This is a genomic window from Pseudomonas sp. NPDC087639 (assembly GCF_044743385.1).
Classification (GTDB): domain Bacteria; phylum Pseudomonadota; class Gammaproteobacteria; order Pseudomonadales; family Pseudomonadaceae; genus Aquipseudomonas.
This window is the reverse complement of record NZ_JBIUWI010000019.1, coordinates 1-11,175: the sequence shown is the minus strand read 5'-3', so window position 1 is coordinate 11,175 and position 11,175 is coordinate 1. Positions and strand designations below refer to the sequence as shown.

Genomic DNA, 11,175 nt, shown 5'->3' with positions numbered 1-11,175 from the left:
CAGGAGCATTGCGATGAGCACCGACGATAAACGCATCCGCGAATTCGCCTATCAGATCTGGGAATCCGAAGGTAAGCCCGAGGGCCACGAAGAACGCCATTGGGAGATGGCGCGCAAACTGGCCGAGGCCGAAGCACTGGCACCGAAGAAATCACCGAAGGCTGCCGGCAGCAAAACAGCAGGCAAAACCGCCGAGGTGAAGGCGCCAGCCGCCAAGCCCAAAGCCCCGGCCAAAGCCAAGCCTGCGAGCGCCGCCAAAGTCGTGCCACCGGGCGAAAAAGCCGTCGAGAAAAAGCCCAAGGTGCCACGCAAGCCCCCGGCGAACTGACGCTCCCCCCGATTATTGAACTGAATGACTGTGTGGCGGGCTTGCTCGCCACAGAGGGCCAACTCGCCCTGAAAAAACACACTACCGCCATGCTGGTGAAAACTTATGTGGTGAGGGGATTTAGCGAAACGTCGCACCGCCCCGATGGGTCGCGAAGCGGCCCCAGAACAACCAATGCGGAACATCTGACACCCCGCATTCAATGATTTTGCGACTGCTGCGCAGCCGATCGGGGATAAATCCCCTCACCACAAAGCCTTCCCCCCACTGGTCAGGTATCAACCGAACTACCCCGATTTTTGCAGGAGCAATCATGACCCGTCCAAAAAAAGCCGAGCCCGCACAGCACGCCGAGCCCTCGAGAATTCGTGAGGGGCTGCCCTTCCCGCTCGGTGCGACCTGGGATGGCTTAGGGGTGAACTTTGCCCTGTTTTCCGCCAACGCCACCAAGGTCGAACTGTGCATCTTCGACGATGCCGGTGAAGTCGAGCTCGAACGAATCGAACTGCCCGAATACACCGATGAGATCTACCACGGCTACTTGCCCGACGCCCACCCGGGGCTGATCTATGGCTACCGCTTCTACGGTCCGTATGACCCGGCCAACGGCCACCGCTTCAACCACAACAAATTGCTTATCGACCCCTACGCCAAACAACTGGTCGGCCAACTCAAGTGGTCCGAAGCCTTGTTCGGCTACACCATCGGCCACCCCGACGCCGACCTCAGTTTCGACGAACGCGACAGCGCTCCCTTCGTGCCCAAATGCAAAGTCATCGACCCGGCGCATACCTGGGGCAACGACCAGCGCGTCAGCGTGCCGTGGGACAAAACCATCATCTATGAGACTCATGTGCGCGGCATCAGCATGCGCCACCCCTCTGTGCCGGAAAACGTGCGCGGCACCTTCGCCGGTTTGATGAATGACGATGTGCTCAAGCACATTCGCAGCGTCGGGGTTTCATCGGTCGAGTTGCTGCCGATCCACGCTTTCGTCAACGACCAGCACCTGCTGCACAAGGGCATGACCAACTACTGGGGCTACAACAGCATTGCGTTTTTCGCCCCGGACCCGCGCTACCTGGCCAGCGGCAAGATCGCCGAGTTCAAGGAGATGGTCGCCCACCTGCACGAAGCCAATCTCGAAGTGATCCTCGACGTGGTCTACAACCACACTGCCGAGGGCAACGAGCAAGGCCCGACCCTGTCGATGCGCGGCATCGACAACGCCTCGTATTACCGGCTGATGCCGGACGACAAGCGCTTCTACATCAACGATTCCGGCACCGGCAACACGTTGGATTTGAGTCACCCGTGCGTCTTGCAAATGGTCACCGACTCGTTGCGTTACTGGGCCAGCGAAATGCATGTCGACGGCTTCCGCTTCGACCTGGCGACTATCCTCGGCCGCTATCACGACGGTTTCGATGAGCGGCACAGCTTCCTTGTGGCCTGCCGTCAGGACCCGGTTTTGCGTCAGGTGAAAATGATCGCCGAACCGTGGGATTGCGGCCCCGGTGGCTATCAGGTCGGCAAATTCCCGCCGGGCTGGGTCGAGTGGAACGACAAATTCCGCGACACCGTGCGCGCGTTCTGGAAGGGTGACGACGCCCAGGTCGCCGACTTTGCCAGCCGCATGACCGCGTCCGGCGAGATGTTCAACCAGCGCGGCCGGCGGCCGTATTCATCGGTGAACTTCATCACTGCCCACGACGGCTTCACCCTCAACGATCTGGTGTCGTACAACGACAAGCACAACGAAGCCAACGACGAGAACAATCAGGACGGCAGCAATAACAACCTGTCCTGGAACCATGGCGTAGAAGGTCCGACCGACGATCCCGAAATCAACGCGCTGCGTCATCGGCAGATGCGCAACTTCTTCGCCACGCTGCTGTTGGCCCAAGGCACGCCGATGATTGTCGCCGGCGACGAATTCGCCCGCACGCAGGATGGCAACAACAATGCCTACTGCCAGGACAGCGAGATCGGCTGGGTCAACTGGGATCTGAGCGAGGACGGCAAGGCCCTGCTCAAATTCGTCAAACGCCTGATCAAGCTGCGTCTGGCTTATCCGATCCTGCGTCGTGGGCGCTTCCTGGTCGGCGAGTACAACGAGGACATCGGCGTCAAGGACGTGACCTGGCTCGCCCCGGACGGCACCGAGATGACCACCGAGCATTGGCATGACGCGCACAATCGTTGCCTGGGCATGTTGCTCGACGGCCGCGCGCAGGAAACCGGGATTCTGCGCAAGGGTGCCGACGCGACCCTGCTGCTGGTGGTCAATGCGCACCACGACATCGTCAACTTCACCTTGCCGGAAGTCCCGGAAGGCAGTTTCTGGACCTGCATGGTCGACACCAATCAGCCGGCGATCCGAGGCCAGGAGCGCTTCGACTTCGGTCACGAGTACTCCGTCACCGGGCGTTCGCTGCTGCTGTTTGAACTGCAACGTGAAGAAGAAGACTGATATGGACTTGCAGAACTATCTGGCCCGCCGCCCACCGGACTATGCCGACACGTTAGCCCTCGGTGGATGCCTGCGGGCCATGGTTGAAGCCGGACTGGATCGTTTACCGCTGCCGGGCAGCGGTCACACGCTGGAGCGTTTTCGGCATCTGGCGAATGTCGGCGGGCATGATCTGGGGTTATGCAAACTCTATGAAGGCCATACCGACGCGCTGGCAATCATCGAGCAATTGGGTGGTTCGCCAACGCCCGGCAGCACGTGGGGCATGTGGGCGGCCGAACCGCCGCAAGCGCGGGTGCAAGTGCGTCCCGCCGGGCATATGGTCACGCTCAATGGACGAAAAGCCTGGTGCTCCGGCGCTGCCGTGCTGAGCCATGCGCTGCTCACCGCGTGGGATGCCGATGATCAGCAACAATTGGTCGCCGTCGCACTGGATCAACCGGGTGTGACCGTTACCGATCAAGGCTGGCAAGCGGTGGGCATGGGCGCCACCGGCAGCGTCGAAGTGTTGTTCGACGGCGCCGAAGCGCAGGCCATCGGCAATCCCGGTGATTACCTGCAACGCCCAGGCTTCTGGCAAGGCGGGATCGGCATCGCAGCGTGCTGGTATGGCGCTGCGCGGCAAATCGGTGAATACCTGCGCAAGCAATGTGCTCATCGAGACGAGCCGCATGCCCTCGCCCATCTCGGCGCGGTCGACAGCGCCTTGCAGGCAGCCGCCGATGTGCTGCGCTTCAGCGCCTTGCACATCGATGCAAATCCCGAGGACAGCGCCGAACTGCTGGCCCGACGCGCCCGCGCCGTGGTGGAACAATCCGCCGAGCAAGTCATCCGTGAGGTCGGACGTGCCTTGGGTGCCGGGCCGTATTGCAAGGATCGGCATTTCGCCCGACTGATCGCCGATCTGCCGGTGTTTCTGCGTCAAAGCCACGCCGAACGCGACCTCGCCGGCCTCGGCCAACTGGTTGCCGCTCAACCCGCAGAGGCATGGACGCTATGAATGCGGTCAAGAAAGATAATCCGATCGTCGGCCAAGGCACGTCGCTGCACCAATGGCAGGGTTCGCGGCAACTGGCGCAATTGGACAGCATTGATATTCAAAGTCTGGTTCCGCCGGGCGCAAGAGCAGTAATCATCGCGCCACACCCGGACGATGAAGTGCTCGGTTGCGGCGGCTTGCTGCAATTGCTCGCCGCTGCCGGCCGCCCGCTGCAACTGATCTCGGTCACCGACGGCTGTGCCAGCCACCCCGGCTCCAAACGCTGGCCAGTGGAGCGCCTGAGCGTGATCCGTCCGCAGGAATCCGCCGAAGCGCTACGGCGCCTCGGCCTGCCCACGCATCGGGTGAAATGGCTGCGTGGCGGTTTCACTGACACGCAAGTAGCGGCGCAAGAAGCTGAGCTGAGCGACTTTATCGAGCGGCATCTGCGCCCCGACGATGTCATTTTTACCACTTGGCGCGAGGACGGCCATTGCGACCATGAAGCCGTCGGTCGCGCCAGTGCCGAAGCGGCGCGCAGAGTCGGCGCAACCTGCCATGAGCTACCCGTGTGGACATGGCACTGGGCAACGCCTGAAGACGCTTTGGTGCCGTGGCAACGAGCACGCAAGATTCTGCTGTCGCCTGAGCAAGTGGCGCGCAAACGCCACGCAGTACACGCCTTTGCCAGTCAACTGGAGGGCGACGCGGCCGCCGGACTCGCCCCGGTGCTGGCGCCGTACGTGCTTGATCGCCTGCTGCAACCGTTTGAAGTGGTGTTTCTATGAGCGTCGAGGATCGTTACTTCGAAGGCCTATTCGCCGGCAACGATGACCCGTGGGCGTTCCGCCAGCGCTGGTACGAGCAACGCAAACGCGCGATCACCCTCGCCGCTTTGCCGCGTCCGCATTACCGGTCGATTTTCGAGCCGGGCTGCGCCAATGGCGAGTTGAGTGCCGAACTGGCCGGTCGCTGTGATCGACTCCTGTGCTGTGATACCGCGAGCGCTGCGGTGAGTCTGGCGACCACGCGATTGAGCCTGTTTGATCACACCGAAGTACGCCAAAGTCGTTTGCCCGGCGACTGGCCGGAGGAAAAATTCGACCTGATTGTATTTAGCGAGATCGGCTACTACCTCGACAGTAAAGATCTGACAGAAGTGATCCGCCGGATCAGTGATTCCCTGACCGCCGACGGCCAACTGCTGGCCTGCCACTGGCGCCCCCCCATCGACGGCTGCCCGTTGAATGCACGGCAGGTTCACGACTTGATCCACGAAAAATTGCACTTGCCGCGCCTGGTGCTGCATCAGGAGGCCGACTTTATTCTTGAAGTATGGAGTCGCGAACCGCGCTCGGTGGCATCGCTGGAGGGTTTGCGATGATTGGCATTTTGATCCCGGCCCACAACGAAGAAGACCTGCTCGACGAATGCCTGAACGCCGCGCTAAGGGCCAGCCGGCACGGTTTGCTCGCTGGCGAACGGGTTGAAGTGCTGGTGGTGCTCGACAGTTGCACTGATCGCTCGGCGCAGATCGTCAGCGGCTATCCGGTGCAGAGCCTGCATATTGATGCACGCAATGTCGGCCAGGCCCGAGCCGCTGGCGCACAGCTGTTGCTTGAGCGCGGGGCGCGCTGGATCTCTTGCTCCGACGCCGACAGCCGCGTCGCCGATGACTGGCTGGTGGCGCAACTCGGGTTGGGTGCGGACGCGGTATGCGGTACGGTCACTGTCGAGCGCTGGCATGAATCGTTCGATCAAGCGGCACAAATTCGCTATCACCGGCACTATCGGGCCTGCGAGGGCCACCGGCATATCCACGGCGCCAATCTGGGCGTCAGCGCCGATGCCTATCGTTGGGCTGGAGGCTTTAAACCGCTGGTTTGCGACGAAGATGTGCAACTGGTGCGGGCGCTGGAACTGGCCGGCGCGAACATCGCCTGGAGCCATCGCCCGCAAGTTCACACCAGCGCCCGTTTCGACAGCCGCGCGCGTGGCGGATTTGGCGACTACTTGCGAAATCTGGCACAGATGACACAAAAAAAAGCGGATCAGATTGATCTGTGACGCGACGAACCACGCTTCATGAGCAATACTCTGCTGCGCGGCAATCCAGGGTTCGGAGCACCGCACGGCAATCAACCAGCCTTCACGGGTCGGCCACCGCAGATGTTTCTGGCTGTGGGCACGATTGAGGGCGAGACAACACAAGGACGTCGTACCCATGAAACCGTTATCGCTCATCGAAAACAGCCCGTCAGCGCAAATCTGGAACAGCGCCGCGCAACTCGACAATATTCCCGTCATCAACACCCGCAGTCTGGTGCCGCCCGGCGCCCGCGCCGTGGTGATCGCCCCGCATCCCGGGGATGAAGTGGTGACCTGCGGCGGCCTGCTGCAATTACTCTCAAGTCTCGGTCATCCGCTGCAACTGCTGTCCATCACCGACGGCAGTGCCAGCCACCCCGGCTCGCGGCAATGGTCGGAAAAACGCCTGAGCGTATTTCGCCCGCAGGAAAGCGTCGAAGCCCTGCGTCGCCTCGGCCTGCCGATGCACAGCCTGAAATGGGTGCGCGGCGGTTTCACCGACAACGCCTTGAGCGACCAGCATGTTCAACTGACCGAGTTCATCGGCCGCTACTTGCGGCCAGGTGACGTGGTGTTCAGCACTTGGCGCGGCGATGGCAATGACGATCATGAGGCCGTTGGTTGCGCTGCCGCCGAAGCCGCCGAACTGGCCGGTGCGACCTTCCACGATGTGCCTGTCTGGGCGTGGCACTGGCCTGAGCGCGATCAAAAACTGATCCCCTGGGAGCGCGCACGCAAACTGCGCCTCGACACCTGGACCGTCGCGCGCAAGAGCCACGCCACCCACGCCTACGCCAGCCAGCTCAAGGGCGAGCCGGCAATCGGCATCGCCCCGATGCTGCCACCGGTGATTCTGGAGCGGATGCGTTTGCCTTACGAAATTGTTTTCGTCTGAGCAAAGCCTGTGCGTTCACATCAATGACCACTCGTCGCCACCTGTCAGATCTGACAGGTGCGCAATTCCCTGTATAGCGCTCTGATAACACCTGCCCTATCCCACCGCGCAGGAGCTTCGCCCATGACCACCTCAACCCCACCAGACAACACCATTCTTGTGCTCCGCCCACCCCGAGTACCTGAAGCCACTACCCCGGTAATCGGCGCCATTTTGGGTGTGCCCAAACATGTCTATGACCCCAAACCCATGGGCCTGACAATCGAAGTCGATCCGCCGGCGTCGGGTACGGTTGAAGCCGGCGATGTCATCCGACTCGTGCTGAACGGCGCCAGCACCGAGGCCACAAAAACCATCCCGGATGGCGGAGAGAACAACATTCAAACGTTGTATCTGCCCATAGGCCTGCTGCTGACAGACCTTGTCAATGAACTCGTTTACACCATCACCCGCGGCAGTCATAACCAGGGGACTTCGACGCCGGCGCTGACATTGCTGTACAACCGCATCCGTCCTGGCCTCAAAGATCGCTTGACCGATCCCGGTGGTCACTCCGAACTCAAATTGCTGCTGCCCGACGCCATCAAGAACGGCGTCGCCCCGGACTTCCTCAGCGCAGAGGTGTGTGTGGCGTACCCCTACTGCCGGGCTTACGACCGCATCAGCCTCAAATGCAACGGCGAACTGATGACGGCCGATGTCAATCCGAATCAGGCGCCGCAACCACCGGATCATGGCTCCGAAGTGCCGATCACCATCTGCTTCACCGTGGATCGCGCTTACCTGGACAAGGCGAAACGGCTGGATCACAAACTGAATTTTTCCTACACCGTCACCGACCAGCTCGGTAACGGCCCGGACACCGATGCACCGTGGTCGCCGGCGCAGACCGTGGATGAGGATCTGGATGGTGTCCTGCTGCCCATGCCGATTCTGCTGGAACGGCTGGAAGATTTTCCGGGTGATGATGCGAGCATCATCGATCTGGAAAAGCTCGCCGGTAATCCGTTGCTGATGGTTGTGATAACGGCGGACAGCCGTTTTGTGGCCGGTGACGATGTCCTTGCCACCTACACCGCGAAAAATACAGGCCAACCCGCCGACGTGGTAGTGACTGTCCCCGGCAAAGTAGAAGCGGATCCTTTCGGTTCCAAGAAAACCTTGTTCCTTGAAATGGCCAACGACAAGGTCTTCGCTGGCAGTAGCGTGACGGTGACCTACGAACTGCGCCGCCCCAACGGTGATCTGGTGGGTAACTCAAAACCCGCGAAGGCCACGGTGACGGGTGCGGCCCCGATTAAATTGTTGAAGCCAAAAATCAAGCAAGCCCCCAACGATACAAGCCTCGAGCCGCTCGCTGCCAAGGACGCCCTGACGGCCGTGATTCCAGCCTACCCCAACATGATCGGCACGCAGGTCACCGTGACCTGGAGCGGCACCGCCGGTTCGGGCAGCCAGACCGTCGGCCCCATCAATGTGAGCACGCAAGGGGATCTGAACATCCCTCTGGACAACGCAGTCGTGGCGTTCAACCTTGGTAAAACGGTGACGGTGACCTACATCGTGACCGGCAATGACACACCATCGGATCCGCTGGTTCTGAGTGTGCTGCCGATTGCCGATGAAAACCCCGCCATGGGCATGCCGTTAATCACCCAGGCGGCCAACAATGGTGCCGGCCCCGAGTTCGACGTCAGCAAGCTGACCACTGCCGCAACCGTGCGAGTGAACCGTTGGCCACTGATTGCGCTGGCTCAGTACGTCTGGCTGCGCCTGACAGGCACCAAAAAGGATGGCAACAACTACGACGAAACGTTTTGGCAACCACCGGGCTCGCAAACCAACACTACCTGGATCAGCCAAGGCTATTGGGAGCGCTTGATCCCCCTCGCCACCTTGCAGAATCTGAAAGACGGTAGTCGATTGATAGTGGAGTTCAAGGCGGGGCTGGGTGGAAGCCAGGACGAAAAACAGGCGGTGACGTTTCAGAAGGGCATTTATACCGTCAAGTCTATTCCAGCGCTTGATCCTGGTGCGGACAAGTCGCTGACTCTGCCAAACTTCATCGTTGCAGAGGGCCGTGCACCGCTCAACTCCCCGGCAGAGGCGATTTTCACGCAGACCGCAACAGGAGGAAGGTCTCCCTATACCTATACTTCCACAAACGCTGCCGTCGCAACTGTGACCCGCGAAGGGGGAACGGTGACCTGCAAGACCAATGGTTCGACAACCATCAACATCGTCGACGAAAACGGCGCACAAGCCTCTTACGTGCTGACTGTTAGCGGTATCAGAACACTGCTTAGAAACGACAGCACCTGGCGGACATGGCCGGAAGCGCAAAGTTACTGCCAGGCAAGAGGGGGGCGCCTCGCGACTTTAAATGAAATGAGGGCGTTCTTTGATTTATACGCCAGACAGCAAACCGACGTGGCAGCCCTGCTAGGATGGCCGATCATACAGGGCCATGACAGTGCGCTTTTCGGTGTATGGCTGGGGGATGGAGGCGTCGACTCTCACTACTATTTCAACCTTACTGGAACACTTGGGAATTCGGGTAATGCTCCATGGGGTATTGATGTGAATGGATTGCGACGGCCCGCCTTGTGCTTGTATGGCTGATTTCACGTCGGTTTCCTCGCTGCCTGGCATGACTGCGACGAGATAATGGATGTAACGGGGATAGACCCCGTTTTCATCTAGACATTGGTCCGATCTTTCGCCTTTTAAACTCTAGTGTTTAAAAGACACGATGAGCCGTGGCGGCTAAATCAACCACGGAGCTTCACCATGATCAAACCAACACCCAACCCGCCCGAAACCGACCCCACCTCCCCCTACGAATCCCTCGATTCGAAAAAGCTCCACGAAGCCGCCAACCGCGCTTTACGCCGTTACAGATCTATCAGGAACAACCCACATTTACTTCGCACTGATGACCACTCGTCGCCACCTGTCAGATCTGACAGGTGCGCAATTCCCTAAATAGCGCTCTGATAACGCCTGCCCTATTCCACCGCGCAGGAGCTTCACCCATGACCACTTCAACCCCACCAGACAACACCGTCCTCGTACTGTCGCCGCCAATCGTCAACGGTAATAAGGAACCCGTTGAAGGCGCGAGAATCGGCTTGCCCCTGGTGGCTTATGACCTGGTCGATGACGGCGAAGGCGCTGTTGTCTTTGTCGATCCACCGCTGTCGGGCACCATGGACCCCGGCGATGTCATGGAGCTTTGGCTCACGGGTGAGTCGGCCGTACTGGACAGCGAGACCATTAGCGATCCGAACGCCAAAACCAAATTGCGCATTCCCAAAGGCCGGCTGCATCCGGATCGGGTCAACGAGCTGTACTACACCATCCGACGCGCCAGCGACAATAAGGGCACCTCCGAACCGCCGCTCACCCTACTCTACAACCGCATCCGTCCCGGGCTGAAGGATCGCCTGACCGAACCCGGCGGCCACTCTGAACTCAAGCTGCTGCTGCCCGAAGTCATCAAGAACGGTGTCGGCCCGGACTTCGTCAGCGCCGACGTGTGCGTGGCCTATCCGTATTGCCGGGCGTATGACCTCATCACCCTCAAGTGCAACGGCGAGTTCCTGGACCCAAAGCCCAAGGTGAATCCGTATCAGGCGCCGCAACCGCCGAATCCCGGTTCCGAAGTGCCGATCACCATTTGCTTCACCATCACCCGCGCTTACCTGGACAAGGCGAAACGGCTGGATCACAAACTGCATTTTTCCTACACCGTCACCGACCAGCTCGGCAACGGCCCGGACACCGATGCACCGTGGTCGCCGGTGCAGACCGTGGATGAGGATCTGGATGGTGTCCTGCTGCCGATGCCGATTCTGCTGGAGCGCAAGGAAGACTATCCCGGTGATGATGCGAGCATCATCGATCTGGAAAAGCTCGCCGGTAATGCGTTGTTGTTGGTCGTTCTGACGACAGACAACCGCTTTGTGGTAGGGCATGGCGTCCTTGCGACCTACACCGCTAAAGTTTCGGGACAAGCCGACGTGGTCGTAAGTGTCAGCGGCGAGGTCGAAGCGGACCCGTTCGGGGCGAAAAAAACCTTATTCCTGGAAGTACCCAATGACCAGGTGATCGCCGGTAGCGACGTCAACGTAACCTACGAACTGCGCCGCCCCAACGGTGATCTGGTGGGTAACTCAAAACCCGCGAACGCCACGGTGACAGGTGCGGCCCCGATTAAATTGTTGAAGCCAAAAATCAAGCAAGCCCCCAACGATACAAGCCTCGACCCGATTGCCGCCAAGGACGCCCTGACGGCTGTCATTCCAGCCTACCCCGACATGATCGGCACGCAGGTCACCGTGACCTGGAGCGGCACCGCCGGTTCGGGCAGCCAGACCGTCGGCCCCATCAATGTGAGCACGCAAGGGGAT

The 11,175-nt window shown here is 60.2% G+C and carries 8 protein-coding genes and 1 pseudogene; all 9 read left to right on the top strand.

The features are described from left to right. Positions 1-13 precede the first annotated feature (13 nt). A complete protein-coding gene (locus ACIOVB_RS10545; protein WP_187678319.1) occupies positions 14-328 on the top strand; it encodes a DUF2934 domain-containing protein in 315 nt (104 codons plus the stop codon). 313 nt (positions 329-641) lie between these two features. Next, positions 642-2,801 (top strand): glycogen debranching protein GlgX, encoded by a 2,160-nt coding sequence (gene glgX / locus ACIOVB_RS10540; RefSeq protein WP_401267365.1) that lies wholly within the window; start codon positions 642-644, stop codon positions 2,799-2,801. Between the two features lies 1 nt (position 2,802). Then, positions 2,803-3,801 (top strand): acyl-CoA dehydrogenase, encoded by a 999-nt coding sequence (locus ACIOVB_RS10535; protein ID WP_187678379.1) that lies wholly within the window; start codon positions 2,803-2,805, stop codon positions 3,799-3,801. Next, the gene (locus ACIOVB_RS10530) at positions 3,798-4,568 is read left to right on the top strand and encodes a PIG-L deacetylase family protein (protein ID WP_401267469.1); all 771 of its coding nucleotides are present in this window, start codon (positions 3,798-3,800) and stop codon (positions 4,566-4,568) included. Before ACIOVB_RS10535 ends, ACIOVB_RS10530 begins: the two co-directional genes overlap by 4 nt. Next, positions 4,565-5,164 (top strand): SAM-dependent methyltransferase, encoded by a 600-nt coding sequence (locus tag ACIOVB_RS10525; protein WP_401267363.1) that lies wholly within the window; start codon positions 4,565-4,567, stop codon positions 5,162-5,164. Before ACIOVB_RS10530 ends, ACIOVB_RS10525 begins: the two co-directional genes overlap by 4 nt. Then, a complete protein-coding gene (locus tag ACIOVB_RS10520; protein WP_401267360.1) occupies positions 5,161-5,847 on the top strand; it encodes a glycosyltransferase in 687 nt (228 codons plus the stop codon). The genes ACIOVB_RS10525 and ACIOVB_RS10520 overlap by 4 nt, the downstream gene beginning before the upstream one ends. Positions 5,848-6,004: 157 nt before the next feature. After that, positions 6,005-6,763: a PIG-L deacetylase family protein gene (locus tag ACIOVB_RS10515; protein WP_401267357.1), complete on the top strand. Its 759-nt coding sequence runs from the start codon at positions 6,005-6,007 to the stop codon at positions 6,761-6,763. 123 nt (positions 6,764-6,886) lie between these two features. Further along, a complete protein-coding gene (locus ACIOVB_RS10510; protein WP_401267355.1) occupies positions 6,887-9,385 on the top strand; it encodes a C-type lectin domain-containing protein in 2,499 nt (832 codons plus the stop codon). Positions 9,386-9,798: 413 nt separating this feature from the next. Further along, a pseudogene (locus tag ACIOVB_RS10505) lies at positions 9,799-11,175 on the top strand (hypothetical protein); the annotation flags it as partial.

Coding starts and splice junctions, on each gene's coding strand:
- ACIOVB_RS10545 (WP_187678319.1), top strand. CDS start 14: ATGAGCACCGACGATAAACGCATCCGCGAATTCGCCTATCAGATCTGG.
- glgX (WP_401267365.1), top strand. CDS start 642: ATGACCCGTCCAAAAAAAGCCGAGCCCGCACAGCACGCCGAGCCCTCG.
- ACIOVB_RS10535 (WP_187678379.1), top strand. CDS start 2,803: ATGGACTTGCAGAACTATCTGGCCCGCCGCCCACCGGACTATGCCGAC.
- ACIOVB_RS10530 (WP_401267469.1), top strand. CDS start 3,798: ATGAATGCGGTCAAGAAAGATAATCCGATCGTCGGCCAAGGCACGTCG.
- ACIOVB_RS10525 (WP_401267363.1), top strand. CDS start 4,565: ATGAGCGTCGAGGATCGTTACTTCGAAGGCCTATTCGCCGGCAACGAT.
- ACIOVB_RS10520 (WP_401267360.1), top strand. CDS start 5,161: ATGATTGGCATTTTGATCCCGGCCCACAACGAAGAAGACCTGCTCGAC.
- ACIOVB_RS10515 (WP_401267357.1), top strand. CDS start 6,005: ATGAAACCGTTATCGCTCATCGAAAACAGCCCGTCAGCGCAAATCTGG.
- ACIOVB_RS10510 (WP_401267355.1), top strand. CDS start 6,887: ATGACCACCTCAACCCCACCAGACAACACCATTCTTGTGCTCCGCCCA.